This is a genomic window from Stenotrophomonas sp., assembly GCF_035634915.1.
Classification (GTDB): domain Bacteria; phylum Pseudomonadota; class Gammaproteobacteria; order Xanthomonadales; family Xanthomonadaceae; genus Stenotrophomonas.
Map to the genome: position 1 here is coordinate 234,048 of NZ_DASQCB010000001.1, position 25,460 is coordinate 259,507.

The window sequence follows — 25,460 nt, forward strand, 5'->3', positions numbered from 1 at the left end:
GTCCACCGGAGCCCATCACGGGCGATCACGCTGTGTTGGTTTTCTGCGCGCCACACTGGATCACCCCCGTCACAGGATCCAGCATGAGCCAGGTATTCATCGTCGGCGCAGCCGGCAAGGTCGGCCGTTCCCTCGTCGAGCAGGCCAGCGCACGTGGCCATCGCGTACTGGCCCTGCATCGCGGCCAGGACCAGGCAGCTGAACTCACGGCGCTCGGCGCACGGCCGGTGCAGGGCGACCTGTTGCAGCTGGATGTCGCCGCGCTGGCGGCAACGATGCAGGGCTGCGACGTGGTGGTGTTCTCGGCCGGTGCCGGTGGCAAGGGCGGCGCGTCGATGACCGATGCGATCGATGGTCGCGGGCTGGAACTGGCCGTCGCAGCAGCCCAGCGGGCGGCGGTACCCCGGTTCCTGCTCGTGTCGGCCTTCCCGGAGGCCGGGCGTGGCAAGCACCTGTCGGATACGTTCGAGAACTACATGGTGGTGAAGAAGCGTGCGGACGTGCACCTCGCCGAAAGCCCGCTGGACTGGGTGATCCTGCGCCCCGGAACGCTCACCGACGAACCCGGCACGGGCCGGGTGCGGGCGGGCCTGGCCATTCCCTACGGCAGCGTCGCCCGCGCTGATGTGGCCGCCACGCTGCTGGCGCTGATCGAGCACCCGCCGCTGTGCCGCTGCATCATCGAACTCACCGAGGGCGAAACTCCGGTGTTCGATGCACTGCAGGCGCTGTCGCCGGCGTGAGGGGTTGACCACGACAACGCGGTGACGCAGCATCGGATGCATGGTCTTCCGAGCCTCCACCATCAGCACTACCACCACGACTGCCGCTGGCAGGTCGTGAGGTCGTTACGTGACGTGATGTAGCGCCACCCCTCAGGACCCCGCCAGTCATGGACGGGGTCTTTTCGTTTCTCCGTCCGTGCCCACCCCGCAGGAGAAACCCCATGAGCCCTTCCCGAATCCCTCGTCGCGGCCTGTTGGTCATCGACATGCAGCACGGCCTGTTCAACGGCACGCGTCGCCCGTACCGCGCTGACGAAGTGCTGGCCAACATCAATGCACTGATCGGGCGCGCACATGCGGCTGGTGCGCCGGTGTTCGCCGCACGCCATGTCGGCCCTGCGGGTACGCCGCTGGCCAGCGACAGTCCGCTGTCCCAGCTGCTGGCCGAACTGGCGATCGACCCCGCACGCGACACCGTGTTCGAGAAAACCCGGCCGAACTGCTTCTTCAATACCGGGTTGGCCGAACGGCTGGCCAAAGCCGGCGTGGAGGAACTGGTGATCGTCGGCATGAAGACCGACTTCTGCGTCGATACCACCAGTCGCGTCGCGCGCGACCTCGGGTTCGCGGCCATGCTGGTGGCCGACGCGCACACCACCACCGATTCACCCGTGCTGGAAGCGCAGCGTATCGTCGATCACCACAACGCGACGCTGGGCGGAGCCTTCGTCAGCCTCGTCGCCAGCGCAGACTGCACGTTCGCGGCAGACGGCTTGGGGTAGGTGCCCACCTTGGTGGGCACATCGATACGCCAGCGCCAACCAAGGTTGGCGGCCACCAGACGGCTTGGGTAGGTGCCCACCTTGGTGGGCACATCGATACGCCAGCGCCAACCCAGGTTGGCGGCTGCCGATGCCTGATGACTCAGCGCAGCGCGTCCTTGCGGGCGCTCAGGGCCTGGTCGGCGCGCAGGAACACGGCAGTGGTGCTCTCACCACTGCTGCCGCCCGCCGCACCCAGCAGCAGAGGCCGGGGCAGACGCGCGCAGGCCTCATCAGCCACCGCCTGCAGGGCTGCCAGGGTCTGCCCGGCGTGGTCGCTGCCCAGGACCGCGATGAACTCGCCGCTGCCGGTCACCCGGTTGATGCTGTCGCCGCGGGCCACGTCCAGGCACTGCTCCAGCGCGGCGTCCAGCTGCTGCAGCTGGCGCTCAAGACCGCGCTCACCCAGCTGCCCGGCCAGGCCAGCCAGGTCCTGCAGCTCCAGGATCACCACGGTCCAGGCCGTACCACTGACCTCGCCGGCATCCACCAAGGGGCTCTGTTCCAGGATCGTTGCCACCTCCTGCTCACGCTCGCGGCTGCGCGCTTCCATCAGGGTCATGGTCAAGCGGGCCAGGGCCTGCAGGGCCTCACGCTGCTCCTGGCTGAGCGAGCGCGGGGCCAGGTCGACCACGCAGACGCTGCCCACCGCCGCGCCCTCGCGGGTCACCAGCGGTATGCCCGCGTAGAAGCGCGCGCCCATCTCGTTCAACACCGGGTTGTCGACGAAGCGGGTGTCCTGCTTCAGGTCGCCCACTTCCAGCAGTTGATCGGGCTGGCGGATCGCGTGGTCGCACACCGCCACGTCGCGGTCGGTTTCGCTGCCATCCACGCCGATGCGGGCCTTGAACCACTGCCGATCGCGATCGATCAGGGTCACCAGGGCCATCGGCGTACCGCAGACGGCGGCCGCCACCTTGACGATGTCATCGTAGGCCGGTTCGGGCAGGCTGCCGACAACATGCAGGGCGTCCAGCGCCTGCTGGCGTTCGGATTCGGTGAAAGCGGTCGAAGCGTGGTCGGTCATGGTCTTCCCGGGCAGGCAATGGACGGCTCCATGCTAGAGCACGCCTGCGATGGATGGATGAACCACCGCCGCACCCATGCCATACCTGGGCGCATGGGTGCGGCGTTTGGGCATCAGCCCAGATCACAGCCTGCGGGCTGCGGCCAGGTCGTGGCCGGCAGCATGTTCTTCAGCGATGCCGGCGCGTTGATCGCCACGTAGCTGGCGCCAAGCAGTTCTTCCAGATCGGCGATGGTCACCAAGTAGCTGTCCAGGCTGCCCAGGTTGGCTTCGTTAGGAATGATCCAGCTGATGGCCTTTGCAGTACCGGTGCCGGGATCGCGGGTGATGATCGTCTTCCAGAAAAATTCGGGCGTCGAAATGCCGTGACTGGCCAGGAAGTAGTCGTTGGCCGCATCGCCGTAGACCACACCGCCATAGACATCCACCGGCGCGATATCGCGGTAGCACTCGGCCACGTTCTCGGCCTTCACCCAGATGCCCTGGTTGAAGCTGGACACCTGCGGCACGATGTTGGTCATGTAGTTGGCGCGGCGGATGTAGGTGGCGTCGTAGTCCATATGGTTGGAGGTCACCAGATGCCCCCGGTCATAGCCGCTGTGCACGCTGGCGTACGAAGCGGTGCTGTTCTGGCCCAGGCAGCCGGTAGGCAGGTCCGTGTCCTTGTAGAAGCTGGACGGGCGCTTGGCCGTGCCGGTATCGGCCAGCAGGGTGTATTCGTAACGCGTGGCGCTGTGGATGCTGCAGTCATAGGTCAGCACGAAGCCGCCCTTGTTGAGGGTGACCGTTTCCGCATGGGCGGTGCCGGCGATGGTGCTGAGGACAAGGGCGAACAGGAACGTGGCAAGGCGCATTGCAGTGTCTCCGTCAGGTTTTCCAGGACGCAGGACGCCATCACGGCGAAAGCGTTCGCCATGCGGAGGCACTGCGCGTGTAGGTGGGTGAGGACTGCGGTTGGAACCCGGCGGGTGCCGGCCATGCAGGAGGAACTCGACCGCGCTCCCTGGCCACCGAGGTGGCGCGCGGTGTCGTAAGCGTCAGTGTGTGTCGCTTTCAGGTCAACGCTGGATGTCCGGAGTTGTGACCCGGCGCAAGCGTCCGGCGTGTGTCAGATCTCAGACCACAGGATGAAACGGGCGCATGGCAGGCGCGCGCGCCTGTATCGGCCGCCAGGCGATCTGCGGCAGAATCAGTGCGTTGATCCATCGGAAGCGTGACGCGTCACGCGCTTGCGCCACCGCAGTGCAGACTCAAGGAACGAGGACAGGTCATGGATGTTCGCCCCCTGTTGCTGGCGTGGCTGCTGGTCGCCGCACTTCCGGCCGCCGCGCAGCAGATCCGCTCCGCGACCGGCCCCGCGCGCAAGCCGCTGCCAGCCGCGCCGCGGCCAGCGCACAACTCGATGGCGAAGAGCACCACGCCGTTCAACTGCGCGCAGTACGCGTGGCCAAAGCATCCGCATCCCGCCGCAAAGGCGTACTGCGATGGGGTCGAGGCCGCTACGCTGCAGAACGAGGCCCGCCAGGCCGGTCGTCCCGGCCCCTCCACCGAGGTGAGAGTGCTGCCTGCGCTGGGTTCAGCCGAAGCCAAGCGCACCGGCACCGCCTGCATTGGCGGCCAGGCCTTCCGGCGCCTGGCCAATGGCTGGGAACAGCTGGCCTCGCCGTCGGGTGGGTGGCTGCGCTGCCGGGAGCGCTAGGCGCGCCGGCAGGCCTCAGAGCCTGCCCTCAGATGCGTATTGGGCGGCGCCCTGGTCCACCAGCGCCTGCAGCTCCTGCAGCAATGGCTCATCCCAGCGGTCGAAGTTGAAGCAGGACTTTCCCTGCATGCGCTGCTTCAGGGCCGGACTGATGCCAGCCAGCAGATCGGGATGGTCATAGATGGGCATCAGGTGGAAGGCGTGCTTGCGCCCGGATACCTTCACCGCACCGAAGAACTGTGCCTTGCCATTGGCGGCCGGCGTGCGGCAGTTGGCGTAGAAATGCTGGTCCGTGTCGTGGACCACGAGCAGGCCATCGCCATGACGCAGCAGCATCTGGCGCAGGGCGCCGAACAGATCGGGCGGCACCGAATCGGTGGACGTGGTGGGTGTCGCCTGGTTGCGTTTCATGGGAACTGCCCGGTGAGGGGAATGCTCTGGGAGAGACGCAGCTTGCCTGTGTGCGCACCGTAGCACGGGGAAGCGAAGCGATCCGGGCGTGTGCGCCGGATCGCTCCTTCATGGTGCTCAGGCCTTGGCGACTGCCTGGATCAGCACCGTTGCGGCTTCGGCCGACGAGCCCGGGTTCTGGCCCGTCACCAGCAGGCCATCGCGGCGCACGTACGAACCCCAGTCCGGCCCCTTGCTGTAGTCACCGCCCAGGTCCTTCAGCATGTCCTCCACCAGGAAGGGCACGACCTGGGTCAGGCCCACCGCGTCTTCCTCGGTGTTGGCAAAGCCGGTGACCTGCTTGCCGGCGACCAGCGGCTTGCCATCGGGCGCCTTGACCTGGCGCAGCACGCCCGGTGCGTGGCAGACCAGGCCGACCGGCTTGCCGCTGGCAACGAACGATTCGATCAGCGCAATGGAATGCGCGTCATTGGCCAGATCCCACAGCGGGCCGTGGCCGCCGGGGTAGAACACGGTGTCGAAGTCGGCAGCGCTGACGCTGTCCAGGCGTACGGTCGCGGCCAGCTGCGCCTTGGCGTCGGCGTCGGCTTCGAAGCGGTGGGTCAGTTCGGTCTGGAACGCCGGCTCGTTGCTCTTCGGGTCCAGCGGCGGCTGGCCGCCCTTGGGCGAGGCCAACACAATCTCCGCGCCTGCATCCTTGAAGGCGTAGTAGGGGGCGGCCAGTTCCTCCAGCCAGAAGCCGGTCTTGTGCCCGGTGTCGCCAAGCTGGTCGTGCGAGGTCAGAACGATGAGGACTTTCATGGGGGTGCTCCTGTTGGAAGGATGAGGAAGTAGACCGGTCGTCTATGGCTCGGTCGTGAAAAAACACTCCGCCAGGAGTGTGTCGTACGCATCCCTCGCTCAGCGTGAGGGATGCAGGATCTGTCGGGTGCTGAGCCACGCATTCTCGAAGGGCTGCGGCCCGCGCACGATCTTGACCATGATGCTGGCGCCCAGCCACAGCTGGTAGAGGCTTTGTGCCAGCGCGGCGGCATCACCTTTGCTGGCCAGCGAGCCGTCGGCCTGGCCGCCTTCGATCGCCCGTGTCAGGCGCTCGATGATGCCGGCCGTGCCACTGCGCAGCGCCGCACGCATGGCCGGCGAGAGATCAGCCACCTCGGCGCCCAGCTTCACCGCCAAGCACTTGCCTTGGCAGTCCTCAAAGGACTGGCTCTCCATCCAGGCGGCAAAGTAGCGCTCCAGCTGCTCGGCTTTGTTCTGGCCGGCGCTGCCGAAGATCTGGTCCATCTCGGCCAGGTACTCGTCGAAGTAGTCCTGCAGCAGGGCTTCGCCGAAGGCCTCCTTGGAGCCGAAGTAGTGGTAGAACGAGCCCTTCGGCACGCCTGCCGCGGTCAGTACCTCGTTCAGGCCGACCGCCGAAAAGCCCTTGCCGCCCATGGTGCGGCGGCCACTGGCCAGGATCTTCTGGCGGACGCCGGTGCCTGCAATGTCGGGGGCGGGGTTCATGGGAGCGACGATACCCCCAATTAGACCGGTCGTCTAGTGGCGTCTCGGGCGCGTGCACTTCACCGCCTTTTGTAGAGTCGAGCCATGCTCGACTCAGGGCCTTCAGCCGCGCACGGGCTCGGCTCTACAGACGGCGAGCACCCTTCGTCCCACTCAGCCTTTGCGCACCTTCTGCAGGAAGGCATCCACCGCAGGCACGTGGTAGGCCCCTTCGCGGCGCAGGATGCTGAGCGGACGCTGCAGCCCCAGCGCCCGCACCGGAAGCCGCACCAGGCTGCCGTCCTGCAGGTCACGCACCACGCTGATGCTGGGCAGCCAGGCGATGCCGCCGCCATGGATCGCGGCCTGCTTCAGCGCCTCGGTATTGCCGAACTCCACGATGCTGCCGGTCTTCACGTCCAACTGCTGCAGCAGCTCACCGATCAGCTCGCGCGTGCCCGAGCCGGGTTCGCGCATCAGCAGCGGCAGTCCGTTGATGTCGGCCGGGTTGGCGCGCCTGCGACCGGCCAATGGATGCTGCGCACCCACCACGGGAATCAGCTCATCGCGGCTGAATTCCTCGGCGACCACGCCCTCGACCCTCACCGGCCCTTCGACGAAGCCCACGGTGAAGCGCAGGTCGGCCACGCCCTGCGCGACCTGTTCGGTGTTGCCGACGAACAGGGAGATACCCAGCTGCGGGAACACCGAGCGGAACTGGGCGACGAAACGGGGCAGCACGTAGGTGCCGATGGTGTTGCTGGCGCCCAACGAAAGCTGGCCGGCGCGGGCATCGGCGAAATCACGCATCGCCGCCTGCGCGCTGTCGGCCACCGCGAACAATCGTGCCGAGTAGGCATGCAGCACCTTGCCCGGTTCGGTCAGGCGCATGCCGCGCGGCAGCCGTTCGAACAGCACCACTCCCAGGCGTCCCTCGAAATCCTTCAGTTCCCGCGACAGCGCCGGTTGGGACACGCGCACGCGGATGGCAGCGGCGGATATGCTGCCGGTCTCGGCGATGGCGTGGAAGATGGCCAGGTGATGCAGGTTCATGCGCGTGGGTTTCGGTCAGAGCTGCCCGATAAAGTACTGCAGCACGAGGCTGCTGGTCGCCACGGCCACCCACACGCCCAGACCCAGTGCAATGGGGCGAAAGCCGGTGGCGGCCATGCGCCGCAGGTTGGCGGACAGGCCGATGGCGGACAGCGCGAACACGATCAGCACTTCAGCCAGCGTGTGCAGCACCGGCAGTGCAGCATCCGGCACCCAGCCCGCGGTGCGCACGCCCGACGCCACCAGGAACCACAGGATGAACCACGGGAAGATCGCGCCGAGATTGAAGCTGCCCGCAGCGCCAGCGCCGTTGCTGCGCCGTTTCGCCAGCGCCGCCATCGCCACGGTCAGCACCACGCACACCGGAATGATCAGGGTCGCGCGGGTCAGCTTGACGATCGTGGCGAAGCCGCCGGCCAGATCACTGTAAGCGTAGCCGGCGGCCACCACCGACGAGGTGTCATTGATGGCTGTGCCTGCCCACAGGCCGAAGCCCTGGTCACTCATGTGCATCAGGTGGCCGAGCAGCGGGAACAGCAGTACGGCTACCAGGTTGAACAGGAATATGGTGGAGATGGAGAACGCCGTATCGTGATCGTCGGGCTTGAGGATGGGGGTGACCGCCGCAATCGCCGAGCCACCGCAGATCGCCGTGCCTACGCCGATCAGCACCGTCAGCTTGCCTTCCACGCGCAGCCAGCGCCCGAGCAGCCACGCACTGAGGAAGGCCACCGACATCGTCACCAGCGTTACCGACAGTGATTCCATGCCGGTCTTCAGCACCTGGTCCAGGCTGAGCCCGAAGCCCAGCGCGATGATCGACCACTGCAGCACCTGCTTGCCGCCGAAGCGGATGCCGGCGTCGAAGCGGCTGCCCGGCCAGAGCAGGTTCTTCAACACGATGCCGAGCACGATGCCGAACACCGGCCCGCCAACCAGCGGCAACACGTGGCCCAGCACAAGGGCGACCGCGGCAACGCCGGCGGTCAGCAGCAGACCGGCATGATGACGTGAGATCCAGGAGGCGGCGGGGAGCAGAAGGAGGTTCATTTTGGCAACAGGATGGGGCGGGATGGCCAGTCTGGCCCTGATGCAGCCATGCATCCAATACAAATAATCCAGTGCATCCATATCAAAATGGCATGGATGCGCCTCTGTCCGACGCCTGTACCATCGGCAGGCGCAGACCCACCGGTGCCCTTGGCGGACGATGCAATGACCGAACCTGCTGTTGATGGCCGCACCACACCGCTTCGCGTCATCCTTGCGGGCATCTGTGCGCTGGTACTGACCGTCGGCCTGGCCCGTTTCGCCTACACGCCGATGCTGCCCATCATGAAGGCCCAGGCAGGCCTGGGGTATGTTGCCGCCGGTTGGCTGGCGGCGATCAACTACGCCGGCTACATGGCCGGTACCCTGCTGGCGGCTGCGACGGGGGAACTGCACCGCAGGTTCGCGTTCTATCGCATCGGCCTGGTGGTGGCGGTGGCCAGCACCGTAGCCATGGGCCTGACCCGCGATCCGCTGGCGTGGGGCGTGCTGCGCTTCCTGTCCGGGCTCTCCAGCGTGGCCGGGTTGCTGCTGGCCTCGGGCCTGGTGCTGAACTGGCTGCTGCAGCACGGCCGTCGCCCGGATCTGGGCCTGCACTTCACTGGCATGGGCCTGGGGATCGTCGTGTCCGGTGTGGCCGTCGCCCTGACACTGCCTGTGCTGAGCTGGTCTGGGCAGTGGATCGCGCTGGGGGTGCTGGGCCTGTTGTTTTTCGTGCCTGCCTGGCGATGGATGCCGGCCCCGCCGCCCGCGTCGCGCGCGGCCGGTGCACAGGTCGCGCGGCCGCCGCCGGCATCGGGCGCGTGGATGCGCCTGCTCAATGCGGCCTATGTCTGTGCGGGCTTCGGCTTTGTCATCGGGGCCACCTTCATCGTCGCCATTCTGGAAAGGTTGCCTGTGCTGCACGGCCGGGGCGGCTGGGTCTGGGTCATCGTCGGCGTCGCCGCGCTGCCCTCCACGTTTGCCTGGGACCGCATCGCTCGCCGCATGGGCGCCACCCGCGCCTTGCTGCTGGCGTACGTCCTGCAGGGCGCAGGCATGCTGCTGCCAGCGGTGTCCGCACGTGCGGCGGTCAATCTGCTGTCGGCGGCCCTGTTCGGCGCCACCTTTGTCGGCATCGTCAGCCTCACGCTAGCGCTGGTCGGTCGGCATGTGCCGTCCAACCCGTCCAAGGCGATGGCGCGCATCACGCTGGGCTATGGCGTGGCGCAGATCCTGGGGCCGATCATCGCCGGCTACATGGCCAGGGCGACGGGCAGCTACCAGGGCGCGCTGGTGGCAACGGCGGTGTTGATGGGTTGCGGGGCGCTGCTGCTGTACGTGGCGGATCGCAGGGAGCGAGCGGGCAGGTGAGGGGCCGCCACGGCCATGCTTGACGGGCAGCGCAATCGACGCTGAAGATCGGCACCACACGCCAACGCTCAAGGATCGATCATGGCTGGCTTCAAAGCGTACCTGCATGAAGGCATTGCGAACGGCGAGGTGAATCCATGAAAGTGCTCTGGGCACTCACATTCGTCATTGCCGTGGCATGTGCCGGCTGGGTGGCCTGGCAGGTTCATTGGGGTGGCGCCTGGATCTTCCAGGCATTCGGGCTGGGTGCGGTGGCGTCCCTCGTCTGTGTCATCACCGCCGTCGCTGTCGGGGGCCGCAGGCGGCGGCTGATGGCTGGGATACTGCTGGCCGGATATCTGCTGGCCTTCATCAGCTCGATAATGGCGATCGGCAACGTCCGCTGAGGTCCGCGCCCATGCCCAGCACCCGAATTGCGAGCATTCTCATAGCCGCCGCCGGGCGTGCTTGCCAGACTTCATGCTGGCAAACCAACGCTGCAGGTGCGGCACCTTGTCAGCGTTCCAGCATTTCATCCACTGCCTTCTCAGCCGCATGATCCTGGAATGGCATCAGCGCGTGTGGCAGCGCCTGGGCAAGCGCTAGCCTAACATCCGGCTGAACAGTCGCTGCCGGCACACCGGCTTTTGCGAGTCTTCTCATAGCGGGCGCCCGCTGCACTTCTTAGCATCGCCCCAGCCCCTGCCGAGCAGCACGCCGCACCTGGCACGCGCCAGCGGCGGGCGCTGCGTCCCGATACCGGTGTACACCCCGCAGCCGTTCCTGCCCGCACGAGGGCGGGAGGGTGTCTGTGGTATACAACAATTCTCAAAGTGAGGCCCATGGTGGACCCTGTGAGCACCCGCGTGATCATCGCCGATGACCACCCGATCGTCCGCGCGGGCGCGCGCGGCATCATCAGTGCCGATGTCTCGGTGATCGTCGTCGCTGAAGCGGCCACGCCGGAAGAACTGCTGGACGCCCTGGCCCGCGAACCCTGCGATGTACTGGTCACCGATCTGACCATGCCCGGGCAGCAGCCCGACGGGTTGCCGATGCTGGCCACGGTACGCCGCAAGTACCCGGCGGTGGGCATTGTCGTGTTCACGGTCAGCACCAATGCGCGTCTGCTGCAGCTGGCCATCGCCTCGGGTGTCAGATGCGTGGTCAACAAGAATGCCGCGATGGACGAACTGCCGCAGGCGATCAACGCGGCCATGCGCGGCAAATCCTACATCGGGCAATCGCTGCAGGCGGAGCTGGGCGCGGGCCAGGAGGGCAAGCGGATCAAGGGGGTCAGCCAGCTTTCGCCGCGTGAGATCGAGGTGCTTCGCCAGATTGCGGCGCACCGCACCGTGAGCGAGATCGCACAGCAGCAGAACCGCAGCGTGGCCACCATCAGCCACCAGAAGATCAGTGGCATGCGCAAGCTGGGGCTCACCACCGACGCCGAGCTGCACGTGTTCCTCAGCAGCAGTGATTTCATGCTCTAGCGCTGCGCCGGGTCAGGGGGCGAGCGGCGGTGACCGTCGCAGCTCCTCAAGCATCGCCGACAGCCGTTCGATGGCCGTGCCGCGGTTTTCCATCGGGTCGCGCTCGATGCCCGCCACCGTCGCCGCAAGCGCGTGCATGCCGACCAGACCGGCTGCACCGTGCAGGCGATGGGCGTAGAACACGGTCTGTGCCCGGTCTGCCGCCTGCAGTGCGCCCAGCAGCTGCAGCACGTCCTCAGCCAGCAGCTGGCGGAGGTCCACGGCCATGTCGGCCTCCACCTGGCGCTGCAATGCCTCCGTGGCGGCGTTTTCGCCCGACGCCACCGCGCCGCCGCTCCACAGGGCCAGCATGCCGCGCAGCTCGGTCAGCCGGATCGGCTTTTTCAGCACGCCGTTCATGCCGCTGTCCTGGCATCGCTGCAGATGCGCCGCATCGGTGGCCGCCGAGATGGCGATCACCGGCAGCCGGTCGCTGCCGGCGATGCCTGAAGCGCGGATCATCCTGCAGGCCTGGTAGCCATCCACATCGGGCATGAAGCAATCCATCAGCACCACATCGGGCAGGGCGCGGTCCTCCTGCAGGCGCCGCATCGCGGCCTGCGCGCTGTCGGCCGTTTCGGCGGTAATGCCCAGGCGCGCCAGCTGCTCGCCCAACACCAGCCGGTTCGGTGCGTGGTCATCCACCACCAGCACGCGCAGCCGCGCAATGCTGGCGCCGGTGTGCGTGGCTGCGGCCACCGGAGTGGCCTGCGCTGCTTCCACCGGCAGGCGCAGGCTCACCGTCGTGCCTTCGCCTTCCTCGCTGTACAGCTCGATGCTGCCTCCCATCAGGACCACCAGCTCCTTGCTGATGGCCAGGCCCAGGCCGGTGCCACCGTAACGACGTGAAACACTGCCATCGGCCTGGGTATAGGGATCGAAGATGCCGGCCTGCAGCGCGGTCGGGATGCCGCAGCCGGTATCGCTCACCACCGCATGCAGCCAGCTGCCGGCAGGCTCATCCAGCACCTCCATGGCCAGGGTGATGCTGCCCTGCTCGGTGAACTTGCGCGCGTTGCCGAGCAGGTTCATCAGCACCTGGCGCAGCCGGGTGGGGTCGATCATCAACCAGCGCTCGTCCGCGGGCAGGTCCAGGTGCAGGTCGATGCCACGCTTGTGCAGTTCGCCGCTGAAGATGGACGCCACGCTGCGGCCCAGTGCGCGGATTTCCACCGGCACTTTTTCCAGCTGCATCTTGCCTTCGTCCAGCTTGGACAGGTCCAGCACGTTGTCCAGCAGCCCGGTAAGCGCCTCGGCGGCCTGCTCGGCGGTTTCCACCAGCTCCCGCTGCCGCCCGTCGGCCGCCTGGTCGGCCAGTACCTCGATGGCACCCAGCACCGCATTGATGGGCGTGCGGATTTCATGGCTCATGGTGGCCAGGAAGCGCGCCTTGACCCGCTCGCCTTCGATGGCCGCGCGCCGCGCGCGCATGGCCCAGCGGGTGACGATGGCCAAGGTGAGGATCAGCACGGCGATGGCGGCCACCCAGGGCCAGTTGTACTGCAGCACTGTCTTCAGCGTGGGCGCGCCGAAATCCTCGCTGCGCAGCCAACGCTCGCGCAGCCGCGACTCCTCCCCGGTGGAAACCGACGACAGCGCCTTTTCAATGATCGCGTGCAGCTGCGGCCAGTCCTTGCGGATGGCGAACTGCGCGGTCATGGCCATGGTGATCTGCGGGTGAGAGATGTACAGCTCGCTCTCGTCGCGACGGGTGATGAAGGGGACGAAGGTCATCGTCGTCCCCATCGCCGCGTCCACCTTGCCATCCATCACCATCTGGAAGGCATCCAGCGGGGTCAGCACCGGCACCACCTGGATGTCGGGATAGTTCATCTGCAGCACATCGGCGTACTGGCCCTGGCTGCGCGCGGCCACCCGCTTGCCCGCCAGGTCTTCCATGCTCCACACGCTGGGATGCCCCGGCTTGCTGAAGACCACGCTGTACGCCACCAGATAGGGGCGCGACAGCTGCACCGCGTCCTCGGTGGTGCGGGTCAGGCGGTCGGGCATCGCATTGACCAGCATGTCGGCCTGGCGTGCCACGACGGCATCCTGCGCTGCATCCCAACTGGCGGAAGGGGTGAACTCGAAGTTCAATCCGGTGCGCTCGCTGATCAGCGCCAGGTACTCGGCCGACAGTCCGCTGAGGTGGCCATCGCGCAGGTACTCCAGCGGTGCCAGCTGCGCATCGGAGGTCACCCGGATGACTGGATGGGCGGCTATCCACTCGCGTTCCGCAGGGGTGAGCTGCACGGTCTGGGCCAACGCACGACCCGGCAGGCACGCGACCATCAGCGCGATCAACATCATGTTGATCCACATCTGCAGTCTGGCGGAGCCGGGCAGGGGAGGCGTCATCGGCGGAGTCCATGAGGAAGACAGACGGCACAGGCAGCATCGCTGCTGGTCACAACGGTAACCTGAAAGTGGTGGCAAAAAGTGAAACTCCAGCCGATGGACGCTGCCGTTCAATCGGTCGCAATTTTGCGATTCCTCATATAGAAGCCAGGCGGTCCAGTGGCGCATTCTTGCCGCCCGCTTCGCCGCTTGTACCGCACGCACACCATGAACCCGCCTGTCTCAACGATGGCCGCCGCCGCTGGCTTCACGTTGCTGGAACTGATGATCACCGTGGCGGTGCTTGCCATTCTGGTGACGGTGGCGGTGCCTTCGTTCACCGCGATGATCGCGCGCAACCAGATCACGGCCGCCGGCAATGATCTGATCGCCGCGCTGCAGTTCGCCCGCCACGAGGCCGTGCGTCGCAATGCCGCCGTGCAGGTCTGTGCCAGTGGGGATGGGCAGGACTGCTCCGATGCGGGTTGGCAGACCTGGGTCGTGCGCACCGGCAACGGCACCGTACTGCGCACGGTGCAGATTCCCGGCATGGTCTCGGCGTTGCCGCAGGGAGCGTTCATCCAGGGGGTGCAGTTCGACAGTACAGGCCTGTTCCATGGCCGGGGCAGCCAGGAACCGCAGGGAAGCGTGCTGTTCTGCAGCGCCCGCACCGATCGCCGCCTGCAGCTGGAAGCCACATCGGGTATCCGCCTGCAGCTTGTCGCCGCTGCGCCAGGGGTGTGCGCATGAACGGCTGGCGTGGTCCTACGTTGCGGCGGCCGCGTTCCATGGCAGGTGCCGGCCTGATCGAGGTGCTGGTGGCGGTGCTGCTGCTGGCCATCGGGGGCCTGTCGGTGGCGATGGCGCAGGCAACGGCACTGCGGCGCACGCAGGGTGCAATGCTCAGCACCACGGCGGTGCATGCCAGCGCCAGCCTGGCCGATGCGATGCGGGCCAACCACCAGGCCGTGCTGGACGGCGCCTACAACACAGCTGGGGAGCTGTGTGCGGCAACGGGTGGAGCGGGTGGCGATCTTGCGCAGCAGGACCTGCGCCGCTGGGTGGATGCCCTGGCGGCGGGCATGGATGCCCGCGCTGCGGTCTGTGGGGCGGTTGACTGCCAGGCGGGGAGCTGCCAGCTGGAGGTCAGCTGGGACGATGCGCGCGCCGCCGGGCGGGACAGTGCGCCGCGCACCTCGCTGGTGCTGGGGATAGCACCGTGAGGCGCATGCACGGGGTGAGTCTGGTCGAGCTGATGATCGCAATGGCACTGGGGTTGCTGTTGCTTGGTGTATGCGGGTACTTCTACCTGGCATCCCTCAGCAGCACCCAGTCCACCCTGGGCGTGTCGCGGGTGCAGGAGTCCGGTCGCCTGGCGATGGAACTGATCGGCCGCGACATCCGCGGCGCTGGCGATCTGCTCTGTGACAACCGGCATCCGCTGGCCAACCTGCTTGCCGAGCGCGACAGGCCGTTCTGGGCGACGCTGGGTGAGCCACTGCGCGGGGCGGCCAGCGGTGGCGGCGGCAGTTTCGAGGATCCACTACTGGCACGTGGCAGCGAAGCAGGCCAGCGGCTGCCGGACAGCCCTGCGCTGCGCCTGTGGACCGTGCTGCCGCTGTCCCTTGGTGCTACGGCGCAGGTGGCCTCGAGCCAGCCGATCCCGGTGGCGGGAAGCCAGGCGCCGGCCGTGGGTGCGCCCCTGCTGGTGTGTGATTTCACGATGGCGGCGGTACTCCGGGTCACGGCAACGGGCGGCAGCATCGGCCACGCCGCACCGGCCAATTGCACCGGGTACTTCGCCATCGGCGCGGTGTGCCCGACGGAGACGCCGGCTGAAGCTGCGCAGCACCGGTTCGGTGTGGACGCGGCATTCGGCCTGCCGCGGCAGGTGCGCTGGTTCGTTGGCAACGATGAGCGGGGCGTGCCTTCGCTGTACCGGCAGGAGCTGGTTGACGGGCAGGTCGCCAGCGGTGGGCCGGTACTGGCAGCGGTGAGTCGCTTCAGCCTGCGCTATCTGCTGGACGGCCAGCCCGATTACGTGACAGCCGATCAGGTTGCGGACAACCAGTGGGGCCAGGTGCGTGCAGTGGATGTGCTGATGCAGCTGGACGCGCCGGCGATTGCCAGCAAGGACGACGGCATCTCGCGTGTATTCCAACAGACATTTAGCGTGAGGAGTCGCCTGCAGTGAATCTCCCATCTCCCTGCCGACAGCGCGGCGTTGCGCTGTTCGCGGTGCTCATCGTGCTGGTGCTGGTTTCGTTGCTGGTGCTGGTCAGCCTGCGCTCCAGCCTGCTGCAGGAACGCATGACGGCCGGCACCCGCGATCGTGCCATGGCCCTGCAGAACGCCGAGGCCGCGCTGGACGAGGCGCAGGTTGCCATCGGCGCCAGCCGATTTGGCGAGGGTGAGGGCGGTCTGGACTGCTCCGCCCGGCTGGCGGTTGCCAACGCGCTGTGCTGGCCGCACCCGTCGCTTGCCGGCGCTGCAGCACCGGGGCGCGGCTGGCGCCAGGCGCGTGACCTGCAACCGAAGGCACTCAGTGCGGGCGCACCGGGCTTTGCCCTGCAGTACATGGGGCGGCGTGAATCACAGATCGAACTCGGCCTGGGCGATGAACCCAACTACGGTGAATCGCAGGGGCGTGTCGAGGCCGATTACTACCGCGTGCTCGCGCGCGGCTCGGATCCCGAGGCTGCACCGGACCGTTCGCAGGTTCTGCTGCAGGCCACCATCGTTCGCGAATGAGGTTCAACTGATGTCCCCAGTGCCACGCCGACCCGCCAACCCTGCCCATCTGCTGGGACTGTGCCTGGGCACGGTCGGGGCACTGGGTGCGCCGCCCCTGCATGCCGGGATAGCGCAGGCACCCCTGACCGCGCAGATTGAAGTGCCCGGCAACCTGGTGCTGGTGCCCTCAGTGGAATTTCCGACGCTGATCAGCGCGGCCAACCTGGGCGACTACGCCACCTCGGCCAGCTACGAAGGCTATTTCGACAGCGCCAAGTGCTACCGCTACGTGTATGCGGCCAGCGAGCCGCAACGGCACTTCGAACCGATTGGGCTGCGCCAGGGAGAGGCCTGCGCGGGCAAAGCCTGGGATGGACGCTACCTCAACTGGGTGGCGACCCAGACCATCGACCCGTTCCGCAAAGCGCTTACTGGCGGCTACCGCGTGCGTGATACACCGCAGGAAACCTGGCTGGAAAAGGCGGATTTCTCGATCCAGAACCGCGCTGCCAACTTCCCTGTCCGGCGCATGCCAGCGGGTAACGCCGGCAACGCGACGCTGGTCGCTGCTTCCACTCCCGCCACCTGGACCGCGATCTATGCGCGCGTGTATGGGCTCGGCGCACGCATGTACTTTGCCGGCAGCCGGAATGCCTCCATCGACACGGCAAAGGCAAACGGCGGCGGCACGCCCTACAACCCGGACAATCCGGCGCACCGGCTGGTGCCGGACAAGAACGGAAAGCAGGGCGACCAGAATGTGGTCTATGAGGTGAGCATGCGCGTGAAGGTCTGCGATGCTGTCGCTGGCCTTGAGCCGAACTGCGTGGCCTATGTGTCCAGCGCGAAACCCGAGGGACTGCTGCAGCGCTACAGCGGCCGGCTGCGCTATTCGATCTTCGGCTATCTCAACAATGGCGGTCCCAACCCCGTCGACCAGGGCGGCTTCGAGCCCGCGCCGGAAGGCGGCGTCCTGCGCGCCCGGCAGAAGTTCATCGGCCCGATGGTGCCGGACCCGATCAAGCCTCCCTCGACCAATGTCGCTGCGGAATGGGACCCGGTGACCGGTGTGCAGATCGCCAATCCCAACCCGGCCGATGCCAGCGCCACCGGGGGCGGGGTGAAGGACAGCGGCGTCATCAACTACCTCAACAAATTCGGCCAGATGAAGACCGGCCGCACACCCAAGTACTACGACAACGTCAGTGAGCTGTACTACGCCGCCAGCCGATACATGCGTGGCCTGGGCAATGTGACCGAGTTCAGCACGCTGTCCAGTAATGCCACTACGCGCTACCGGCAGGCCGATGGCTTTCCGGTCATCACGCGTTGGGATGATCCCATCGCCTACCAGTGCCAGAGCAACACGCTGCTGGGCATCGGCGATACCAATACCTGGAAGGACAAGAATCTTCCGGGCGCAACCAGCAAGAACGGCGAGGACCATCCCAAGCCTGCAGCGGTGGCCGCAGATACCACCTACGATGTAGTGAAGGCCATGACGCAGATCTGGCGGATGGAGGGCTATTCCGCTGCCGACGCCAAGGCGCGCGCTACCGCGTCCAGCTACAACAAGCCCCAGCAGTACAACTCGGCCTACATCGCAGCGCTGGCCTACCTGGGCAACACCACCGACCTGCGCCCGGATGGCGCAGCCAACGGCCTGCCAGGCAGGCAGACCCTGCGCACCTACTGGGTGGATGTGATCGAGCAGGGGGACTACAAGATCGGCACGAACCAGTACGTTCTGGCCGCGAAGTATGGTGGATTCACCGTGCCGGAGGGCTTCAATCCCTACGATCCCTCCGCCACCCGACTGGCCGACGCCAGCTGGTGGAACGGGGTGGATCTGGTGAACGGTGACAAGCGCGAAAAGCGCCCGCGCACGTTCTTTGCCGCCTCCGATGCCACGCGCATGGTCGCCAGCCTGGAAGATGCGTTCCAGATGATCGCCCAGTCCAAGCCGGGTGCGGGTTCCGCGCTGGCCAGCAATGGCGGCTCGCTGGATGCCGACGGGCGCGTCTTCACCGCGTCCTACCGCACCGGCAGCTGGAACGGCGACCTGGTGGCCTACGGTGTCGATGCCGCCAGCGGTGTGCCCAGCACGGGCGCGGCGCTGTGGAGTGCGGCCGCCCGCCTCGACGCCCGCGATTGGAAACGCCGCGCCCTGTACACCTCACGCGCAGGGCGGCTGCAACCCCTGCAATGGGCCAGTCTCGCGCCTGCCGCGCAACACATCCTTGGCGACAGCAGCGTGCTGGAGTACCTGGCGGGTGACCACAGCAACGAGGGGCGCCAGGGCCTGCGGGCACGCGCGAGCGTGTTGGGTGACATCGTGAACGCCTCGCCGGTATACGCCGGCGCACCCAACGCGCGCCTGTATGCCGACCGGCGCTTCCAGGGCTCGGACCGTTACCCTGCATTCGCCGCCGCACAGGCAGGCCGCGCCGCGACGGTGTATGTGGGCGCCAACGATGGCCTGCTGCATGCCTTCAATGCCTCCAGCGGCGAGGAAACCTTCGCCTTCATGCCGGCAACCGCCATTGGCGAGCCGCTGCGCGCCTATACCCGCGAGGGCTACACGCACCAGTACAACGTGGACGGTGAACTGACCGTAGCCGATGCCTACGTTGGCGGTGCGTGGCGCACGGTGCTGGTGGGCACCCTGGGCCGGGGCGGGCGAGGGGTGTTTGCATTGGATGTGACCAACCCGGCCAGCCCCAGCCTGCTGTGGGAACACGATGCCAGCACCGTGCCCGGCCTTGGTCGCGTACTGGGCAAGCCACTGGTGGCCCAGGTGGCCGACGGCGATTGGCGGGTGGTGCTGGGCAATGGGGTGGAAGGCAGCGGCGACGGCTCGCGGTTGATCAGCATCGGCCTGGCCGACGGTCACGTGCAGAGCATCGCCTTGGACGACCAGGGCAAGGGCGCTTCGGGCCCACGGCCATGGGATGCCGACCGCGACGGGTTTGCCGAAACCGCTTATGTCGGTGACCTTGCCGGTGGCGTGTTCCGGGTGGATCTGCGTGCTGGCCGCAGCGAGCGTCTGTTTTCCGCACGCAGCGGCAGCGACGCACAGCCGATCACCGCCGCGCCGCTGGTGGCGCGCAACCCCGCCACGGCCGAAACGTGGGTGTTCATCGGTACCGGTGCACTGCTGGAAGTGGCTGATCTGGCCGATTCCCGTGTGCAGTCCTGGTATGGCCTGCGCGATCGGGGGCACACCATTGCCGGCCGCTCCGGCCTCAGTGTCACCCGTATCACCGCAGAAAGCGCCAACGGCGGGCGCGTGGTGGACAAACAGAACGTGCCTGGCGAGGACGGCTGGGTGATGGACCTGGTGTCACCCGTCGCCGGTGCCCAGGGAGAACGCATGATCGTGCCCAGCCAGTTCCGCGGCCGCGTGCTGCTGGGCACCACCCGTATCCCCGATGCCAGCAACCCCTGCAACCCGGCCGGTTCGGGTTACTACATGGCGCTGGATCCTTTCAGTGGTGGGCGTCTGGACGACAGCTTCTTCGACATGGATGGCAACGGCGAGGTCGGCAACGCGGGTGACCTGCTGGACGAAAACGGCAAGCCTGTGCCGTCGTCCGGCTACCTGGTGGGGCAGGGGCCCAATGCGCCCGGCTTCCTGGGTGACTGGCTGGGAGGCTCCGGTGAAGACGGTGGGCTGTCCGGGGTGATCACCAACCCGATCGGCAACCGCGTGCGCCGGGTCAGCTGGCGCGAAGTGCGCCTGGTGGATGAGCAGGAGGACTGACAGATGGCCCATCACCCAAGCCGCGGCTTCAGCCTGCTGGAACTGATGATCACCTGCGCGGTGATCGCCATCCTGGCCTCCATCGCGCTGCCCTCATATCGCAGGCACATCATCAAGACCCACAGGATGCGCGCGGAGGTCTGCATGACCGACCAGGCCAACGTGCTTGAACGGCACTACACCCGTGCGCTGAGCTATCTGGCAGCGCCCGCCGCGGCCTGCGCCAGCGAGCTGGACAGCTATCGCCTGCAGGTCCAGGCCACGCCCGGTGACTACACCGTCATCGCCGAGCCGATCTCGAGCCAGGCAGACGAAGCCTGTGGCCGGTTGACCCTGGACCAGGCCGGACGCACCACGCCGGCCCGGCGCGAGTGCTGGTGATGCGATCGCCTCCCTTACTGACAGCAGAGACCGTTCCCCATGCCATGTTCTGACGTCCTGCCGGCGACCCGCGTGGTGATTGCCGATGACCATGCCCTGCTTCGCGCCGGCCTTTCCGTGATTGCCAACGCCGCGCAGGCGTTCCAGGTGGTGGGACACGCTGAGGGTCCCTGCAGCCTGGAAGCGCTGCTCGGTGCCCGGCCGTGCGATCTTCTGCTGGTGGACCTGCACATGCCGCAGGAGGAGCAGCCTGATGGACTGGCCATGCTGGCCCGCATCCGTCGCCTGCACCCGATGCTGCGCATCATCGTGTTCACCGCCGATGATGATGCGGAGCAGATCGACCTTGCGTTCAACTACGGCATTGATGGTTTCGTGCACAAGACGTCCGCTGCCTCCGAGCTGCTCGATGCCATGCAGAGCGTAGTGGCCGGGCGTCGCTTCCTGTGCCAGGCGACGCGTGTGCGTCTGGCGCAGCGCCTGCCGCCCGACACATCGCCACTGGACGCGTTGACCGCCTGTGAGGCCGACGTACTGCGGCTGCTGCGGGAAGGACTGTCACTTACCCGCATCGCCGAGATGCGCAAGCGCACCGTGGCGACGGTCAGCCACCAGAAGATCAGTGCCATGCGCAGACTGGGCGTGGCCGGTGATGCCGAGCTGTTCGCCCTGCTGGCCAGACTGCAGCGGCACTGACGGCCGCCTGCAGGGCCGACCTGCGCGCTACAGGCCCAGTGCCTGGTGAAGCTCGCTGTTGAAGCGGCCATACGCATCGTTGGCAGCATCAATGGAGGCGTGGGGGACGAAGATCTTCTGGCCCGAGCGCAGCCCGACCTGAAAGTAGTGGCAGCGTGGGGTGGAGCGTACCGCAGCAACGAAGGCCACATCGCAGGAGGCAAACGTATAGCCGCCCGCCGACAGCAGCGACGGCTCACCCCAGGCGGCCTGGTGGCGGGTGCATCTAGCGCCGCGCGTCACGTTCGCATTCACGCTGGTGCAGCTTGGCCAGCAGCGTGGCCTGCTGATCGAAGATCTCGCGCATGCTCTGCCGGCAGACCACGTACTCGCTGCCGCTGAACGTACGTATCGCGAACCAGCAGACGCTGCCTTCATCAACAATGGACCCGATGGATTCCACCTCATCGGAACGGAAGATCCAGCCATCACACATGATCATGGCAACTCCTTGACCACAACAAGGCGAACTGCAGGGCGCTCAGAGCGCCTGCAGCTTCTTCATCGAAACACCGTCGCGGCTGATCGATGCCAGCAGCAGATCGCCGCCGGCGACGGTCGCACCAGCCATCAGGTTGCGGTAATGCACCTGGACACGGGCCGCGCGCAGCATCTCGTCTTCGTCGGTGGACCCTTTCCACTTCTGCAGTGGGTGGCCCGGGCTGGCCATGCTGCCTTCGGCCTTGGTGGCCCGCGCCGGTGCCCCACTGACCTTGGAGAAGACCCGGGCAACAACGCTGCCGGTCTTCTCCGACCAGCCCATCGCCACCAGGTCGAACTGCTGGCTGGCCGCCGGCGCGGCATCGGTTTCAGCTTCTCCGCCCTGGGTGTATGCGCGCCAGTGGACATCCAGCAGGCGCGGCACGATGCCCTCTGCACCGTCGATGTCGAAGCGGGGCGCGTTGGATACCTTCAGAAGCTCGCAGTAGATGGTGAAGAAGAAATCTTCATGGCTGCGGCAGGCCAGCAGCATCTGCCCATGTGGCAGCAGCAGCACCCGGGACATGCCGCGGCCTTCACCGTCGGCGCCCGGGTCGCTGGAAAACGTATCGACGGCGACCACGCCCTTGTCTTTCTGGACAACTACATTGATGACAGACATTGCAATCCGCTCGTGTCAGCAGGGCGGCGGATTATTGCAGGGCGAGTATCCGGTTGTATTTAATAAGGTTCGCAAAACGCAGTGCATATGCAGAATTCAATCATTCTCATATCCGCAGATGCAGGCGCGAAGGCAGAATGCAGGCGCGCCCCGAACATCCCAGCGGGGCGTACCGTCGCTCAAGCCTGGCGCCCCCGCCAAGCCTTGATCGGCGGTTTTCTCCTTCCTTGCGGCGGAAGCGATCACATTAAGGGCTCCTTAACCGAAATGGTTTCGGCCGGAACTTTGCGAATCTTCAAATAGCAAGCTGGCACCCCAGTTTCTAGCATTTCCTCGTTGGCCATCCGGCCCTTTTCTGAAACGAGGCAGACAAATGCGAACCACTCTCACATGCGCGCGTCGCGTGCTTTCACTCTCTGTAGCTTCGGCATTGGGCATGCCCCTGCTGGCGATTGCGGCTGACCCGGTGGTTGCGGACGGCTCGCATCAAACTATTTCTTTCGAAACCATCGAAACGTCGAACGATGCTGGCAATGCCTTGCTCGCATTGAGCACCGGCTCAATCGATGCGACTGACATGAGTCTCAAGACGCACGGCGACGACGCAGCGGCCGTTCTGGCGCTCGGTGGAGACGCGGGCGGTAGCACCATCCGACTGACCAGCTCAGCCGTCGAGACAACGGGTCTCGCAAGCCACGGGCTTTCCGCACGCGACTTCGGCAGCGTACATGCATCCGGTGTAAATGTTGATGTCAGTGGCGTGCAGTCGGCTGCAATTTATGCGCGGGACGTGGGTACCAGCATCTTCTACAACGACGGCACACTTCGCAGCGCAGGCGGTTCAAGCGCAGATGCGCCTGAAGACCAAATGGGTACAGTCACCTCGCAGCATGCTGCATGGGTTTGGCTGACCAATACTTCGGTAGTGAGTGACTACAGGGACGCAACTGGGAAGCGTGCTGGCTTGGGCATCAAGGCAGACGGCGCATTCGTTTCCTTGGTTGACAGTTCAGTAGAAGCCAAAGATGGACTCTGGGCATTGAACGCTGGCAGATTCAGCACTGACAAGAGCTATATCGAAGCCAGCGGTGGGATCGGCGTCCGTGCGTCTGGACTGTCTTTCGGCGAAATGCTGAATGGACAGGTCGCAACGACCGGGCGCGGCGCTGTAGGCATCCAGTCTGATACAGGCTCGCATCTCATGGTCGCGCGCACCCGGGTTGACACGCAGGATGACCTCTCACACGGTTTCGTCGCGCTATCGGGTGGCTCGATTGAAACCCTGCAGACCGATGTGACCGTGCACGGCAACGACTCCGCTGCGCTTCTGGCCGAGGGTGCTGGCAGCACCATCCGTCACGACGGCGGCATCCTGCGCAGTGAAGGCAATCTCGGCAATGCTGCCTCGACGGATCGCAAGGCCACGGTGACCTCGCAGAATGGCGCATCGATCCAGCTCGACAATGTGCTGATCGAGAACCTGTACACCAATACGGTGTCTGGTCCGGAAGGCGCCATTCCCGATGTGCGTCTGGGCATGGGTATTCTGGCCGACGGTGGCAGCGTCGCAGTCGCCAACAGCCATGTCGAGGCAGAGGATGGCGTGGCCGCATTGGAGCGCGGCGCGATTACGCTGGACAACACCACCATCACCGCGCTGGGCGGTTGGGGGTTGCTGGCCGGGGGCGAAGGCTCTACCGCAACCATGAACGGCGGTTCGATCCTGGTCGAACAATCGGCGGTGACACCCAATACTCCAAGCTCCAACGGCCGCGCAGTTGCGGCTACCGTGGGCGGCCATGTATCGCTCAATGGGACCACGGTCGAGGTCCGCCAGCTGGGCGGAAACGCACTGGAGACCTATGGCGCCGGTTCAGTCATCGACATGACGGGCGGCTCGGTGCTGACCACGGCCGATCAGGCTTGGGGCGCTCTTGCGGGCTATGGTGACTACGCCGACGTCGTGCGCGGCGGGCAGATCAACCTGGATGGCACGGTTGTCGAAACCCGGGGCTCGCAGAGCATTGGCCTGTTCGCAGGCTATGACGGTGCCATCGATGCACGCAACACCCAGGTGCTGACGTCTGGCGAAGGCGCGCACGGCGCCGAGCTGAATCGTGGCAGCTTGACCCTGGACAACAGCCAGATCCACACCACCGGTGCGGGGGCCGCCGTTGTCGACGCTTCGGCCGGCAGCGCGTTCTCGGCGGCAGGCAGCACCCTGGTCAGTGATCAGCACACCGCCCTGCGGCTCGACGATGCCCGTGTCACCCTCACCGATGGCACGGCCACCCAAGGGGGTAACGGCAGTCTGGCGACGTTCGGCTCCGATACCGCCAACACCCTGGTGTTCGACCGCGACGTGGTCGCGCTGGGCGATATCAGCTTCGCCGACGGCGCACTGGACAGCGACGGCAACGGTTCGCTGGACCGCACATCCTCGCTGTCGCTGGACAACAACAGCTACTGGCGGGGCGCCACCGATGCCATCGGCGACCTGTCGCTGGCCAATGGCAGCCGCTGGGACGTGACCGGCAATTCGACCGTGGGCACCCTGTCACTGGCCGATTCCAGCGTGGTCTTCGACCATGCCGATGGCCAGTACAAGACCCTGACCGTGGACGGCAACTTCCACGCCGACAACGGCCTGCTGGCGATGAACACGGCGCTGGGCGATGACGCCTCGCCGACCGATCTGCTGCATGTGAAGGGCGATACCTCGGGCAACGCGCACATCGCCGTGAACAACATTGGCGGTACCGGCGCGCAGACCGAAGATGGCATCAAGCTGGTGCAGGTTGATGGCGTGTCGGCGGGCGAGTACGCGCTGGCAGGTCGTGCCGTGGGCGGTGCCTATGAGTACTTCCTGTTCCACGGCGGCCGCGCCGAGCCGAACGACGGCGACTGGTACCTGCGTTCGGAGCTGTCGCCGGTTGATCCGCCGGTGCCTTGCGCGGGCGAGGAATGCACCGTCGACCCGATCATCGACCCGCCGCTGCCGACCCCGGTGTTCCGTCCGGAAGCCGGCGCCTACCTGGCCAACCAGGCCTCGGCGCTGGGCCTTTTCAACATGGATCTGCACGAGCGTGTGGGTGAGCCGAACCTGGCCCAGCGCCAGCGTGGCGATGGCAACCTGGGCAGCGCCTGGGCCCGCGTCATCACCGAACAGCCGCGCTACCGCGTCAACGACCAGCTGGTCGGGCAGGGCCGTCACAACGTGGTGCAGATCGGCAGCGACCTGACCTTCTGGGGCAACCAGGATCGCGGCGTGGTC

Annotated in this window: 25 protein-coding genes; 14 read left to right on the top strand and 11 right to left on the bottom strand. The window is 66.4% G+C overall.

Annotated elements, in window-relative coordinates:
• Positions 1–83 precede the first annotated feature (83 nt).
• Together VER16_RS01090 and VER16_RS01095 are read left to right on the top strand one after the other, a co-directional pair.
• Positions 84–743: an NAD(P)H-binding protein gene (locus VER16_RS01090; protein WP_324805026.1), complete on the top strand. Its 660-nt coding sequence runs from the start codon at positions 84–86 to the stop codon at positions 741–743.
• A 203-nt stretch (positions 744–946) separates the two neighbouring features.
• Positions 947–1,507, top strand: coding sequence for a cysteine hydrolase family protein (locus tag VER16_RS01095; RefSeq protein ID WP_324805027.1), 561 nt, complete (start codon positions 947–949; stop codon positions 1,505–1,507).
• 142 nt (positions 1,508–1,649) lie between these two features.
• Here VER16_RS01095 and VER16_RS01100 read toward each other — a convergent pair whose 3' ends face one another.
• Together VER16_RS01100 and VER16_RS01105 are read right to left on the bottom strand one after the other, a co-directional pair.
• Positions 1,650–2,573: a GAF domain-containing protein gene (locus tag VER16_RS01100; RefSeq protein WP_324805028.1), complete on the bottom strand. Its 924-nt coding sequence runs from the start codon at positions 2,571–2,573 to the stop codon at positions 1,650–1,652.
• 113 nt (positions 2,574–2,686) lie between these two features.
• The gene (locus tag VER16_RS01105; RefSeq protein WP_324805029.1) at positions 2,687–3,427 is read right to left on the bottom strand and encodes a DNA/RNA non-specific endonuclease; all 741 of its coding nucleotides are present in this window, start codon (positions 3,425–3,427) and stop codon (positions 2,687–2,689) included.
• Between the two features lie 416 nt (positions 3,428–3,843).
• On the opposite strand from VER16_RS01105, the gene VER16_RS01110 reads away from it, so the two are divergent.
• Complete coding sequence (locus VER16_RS01110; RefSeq protein WP_324805030.1) at positions 3,844–4,272, top strand: hypothetical protein; 429 nt, start codon at positions 3,844–3,846, stop codon at positions 4,270–4,272.
• 15 nt (positions 4,273–4,287) lie between these two features.
• On the opposite strand, the gene VER16_RS01115 is transcribed toward VER16_RS01110, so the two are convergent.
• The 5 genes from VER16_RS01115 to VER16_RS01135 form a co-directional block, all read right to left on the bottom strand.
• Positions 4,288–4,683, bottom strand: coding sequence for a hypothetical protein (locus tag VER16_RS01115; RefSeq protein WP_324805031.1), 396 nt, complete (start codon positions 4,681–4,683; stop codon positions 4,288–4,290).
• A 117-nt stretch (positions 4,684–4,800) separates the two neighbouring features.
• Positions 4,801–5,484, bottom strand: coding sequence for a type 1 glutamine amidotransferase domain-containing protein (locus tag VER16_RS01120; protein ID WP_324805032.1), 684 nt, complete (start codon positions 5,482–5,484; stop codon positions 4,801–4,803).
• A 99-nt stretch (positions 5,485–5,583) separates the two neighbouring features.
• A complete protein-coding gene (locus VER16_RS01125) occupies positions 5,584–6,189 on the bottom strand; it encodes a TetR/AcrR family transcriptional regulator (RefSeq protein WP_324805033.1) in 606 nt (201 codons plus the stop codon).
• A 153-nt stretch (positions 6,190–6,342) separates the two neighbouring features.
• Positions 6,343–7,221 carry a LysR family transcriptional regulator gene (locus VER16_RS01130; protein WP_324805034.1) on the bottom strand — a complete coding sequence of 293 codons (879 nt, stop codon included), beginning with the start codon at positions 7,219–7,221 and terminating at the stop codon, positions 6,343–6,345.
• 15 nt (positions 7,222–7,236) lie between these two features.
• Positions 7,237–8,271 (bottom strand): YeiH family protein, encoded by a 1,035-nt coding sequence (locus tag VER16_RS01135; RefSeq protein WP_324805035.1) that lies wholly within the window; start codon positions 8,269–8,271, stop codon positions 7,237–7,239.
• A gap of 165 nt (positions 8,272–8,436) precedes the next feature.
• Here VER16_RS01135 and VER16_RS01140 point away from each other — a divergent pair, with 165 nt between their 5' ends.
• The 3 genes from VER16_RS01140 to VER16_RS01150 all read left to right on the top strand — a co-directional run bounded on the left by VER16_RS01140 (position 8,437) and on the right by VER16_RS01150 (position 11,096).
• Entirely contained in the window at positions 8,437–9,624 is a 1,188-nt protein-coding gene (locus VER16_RS01140) for a YbfB/YjiJ family MFS transporter (protein WP_324805036.1), read from the top strand.
• Positions 9,625–9,761: 137 nt separating this feature from the next.
• Positions 9,762–10,010 (top strand): hypothetical protein, encoded by a 249-nt coding sequence (locus tag VER16_RS01145; protein ID WP_324805037.1) that lies wholly within the window; start codon positions 9,762–9,764, stop codon positions 10,008–10,010.
• 435 nt (positions 10,011–10,445) lie between these two features.
• Complete coding sequence (locus tag VER16_RS01150) at positions 10,446–11,096, top strand: response regulator transcription factor (RefSeq protein ID WP_324805038.1); 651 nt, start codon at positions 10,446–10,448, stop codon at positions 11,094–11,096.
• A 12-nt stretch (positions 11,097–11,108) separates the two neighbouring features.
• Here the strand turns inward: VER16_RS01150 and VER16_RS01155 are convergent, their stop codons facing one another.
• On the bottom strand, positions 11,109–13,493 hold the full coding sequence (locus VER16_RS01155) for an ATP-binding protein (protein WP_324805040.1): 2,385 nt from the start codon (positions 13,491–13,493) through the stop codon (positions 11,109–11,111).
• Positions 13,494–13,700: 207 nt separating this feature from the next.
• Here VER16_RS01155 and VER16_RS01160 point away from each other — a divergent pair, with 207 nt between their 5' ends.
• Genes VER16_RS01160 through VER16_RS01190 form a run of 7 tightly spaced genes read left to right on the top strand, consistent with a single transcriptional unit; the run spans position 13,701 to position 21,045 of the window.
• Positions 13,701–14,222 (top strand): GspH/FimT family pseudopilin, encoded by a 522-nt coding sequence (locus VER16_RS01160; RefSeq protein ID WP_324805041.1) that lies wholly within the window; start codon positions 13,701–13,703, stop codon positions 14,220–14,222.
• Positions 14,219–14,695, top strand: coding sequence for a type IV pilus modification protein PilV (gene pilV, locus VER16_RS01165; RefSeq protein WP_324805042.1), 477 nt, complete (start codon positions 14,219–14,221; stop codon positions 14,693–14,695). The genes VER16_RS01160 and pilV overlap by 4 nt, the downstream gene beginning before the upstream one ends.
• A gap of 5 nt (positions 14,696–14,700) precedes the next feature.
• Positions 14,701–15,666, top strand: coding sequence for a hypothetical protein (locus VER16_RS01170; RefSeq protein WP_324805043.1), 966 nt, complete (start codon positions 14,701–14,703; stop codon positions 15,664–15,666).
• On the top strand, positions 15,663–16,223 hold the full coding sequence (locus tag VER16_RS01175) for a pilus assembly PilX family protein (protein ID WP_324805044.1): 561 nt from the start codon (positions 15,663–15,665) through the stop codon (positions 16,221–16,223). Before VER16_RS01170 ends, VER16_RS01175 begins: the two co-directional genes overlap by 4 nt.
• A 10-nt stretch (positions 16,224–16,233) precedes the next feature.
• Complete coding sequence (locus VER16_RS01180; RefSeq protein WP_324805045.1) at positions 16,234–19,968, top strand: pilus assembly protein; 3,735 nt, start codon at positions 16,234–16,236, stop codon at positions 19,966–19,968.
• A gap of 3 nt (positions 19,969–19,971) precedes the next feature.
• Positions 19,972–20,349 carry a type IV pilin protein gene (locus VER16_RS01185; protein WP_324805046.1) on the top strand — a complete coding sequence of 126 codons (378 nt, stop codon included), beginning with the start codon at positions 19,972–19,974 and terminating at the stop codon, positions 20,347–20,349.
• Positions 20,350–20,388: 39 nt separating this feature from the next.
• On the top strand, positions 20,389–21,045 hold the full coding sequence (locus VER16_RS01190; RefSeq protein ID WP_324805047.1) for a response regulator transcription factor: 657 nt from the start codon (positions 20,389–20,391) through the stop codon (positions 21,043–21,045).
• A gap of 27 nt (positions 21,046–21,072) precedes the next feature.
• On the opposite strand, the gene VER16_RS01195 is transcribed toward VER16_RS01190, so the two are convergent.
• From VER16_RS01195 to VER16_RS01205, 3 genes are read right to left on the bottom strand one after another with little or no spacing between them, the layout of a single operon-like run.
• On the bottom strand, positions 21,073–21,339 hold the full coding sequence (locus tag VER16_RS01195; RefSeq protein ID WP_324805049.1) for a hypothetical protein: 267 nt from the start codon (positions 21,337–21,339) through the stop codon (positions 21,073–21,075).
• The gene (locus VER16_RS01200) at positions 21,311–21,526 is read right to left on the bottom strand and encodes a hypothetical protein (RefSeq protein ID WP_324805050.1); all 216 of its coding nucleotides are present in this window, start codon (positions 21,524–21,526) and stop codon (positions 21,311–21,313) included. Before VER16_RS01200 ends, VER16_RS01195 begins: the two co-directional genes overlap by 29 nt.
• Positions 21,527–21,565: 39 nt before the next feature.
• Positions 21,566–22,186 carry a hypothetical protein gene (locus tag VER16_RS01205; RefSeq protein WP_324805051.1) on the bottom strand — a complete coding sequence of 207 codons (621 nt, stop codon included), beginning with the start codon at positions 22,184–22,186 and terminating at the stop codon, positions 21,566–21,568.
• A 436-nt stretch (positions 22,187–22,622) separates the two neighbouring features.
• Here VER16_RS01205 and VER16_RS01210 point away from each other — a divergent pair.
• Positions 22,623–25,460: autotransporter outer membrane beta-barrel domain-containing protein (locus tag VER16_RS01210; RefSeq protein WP_324805052.1), on the top strand; the 2,838-nt coding region annotated here is incomplete at its 3' end.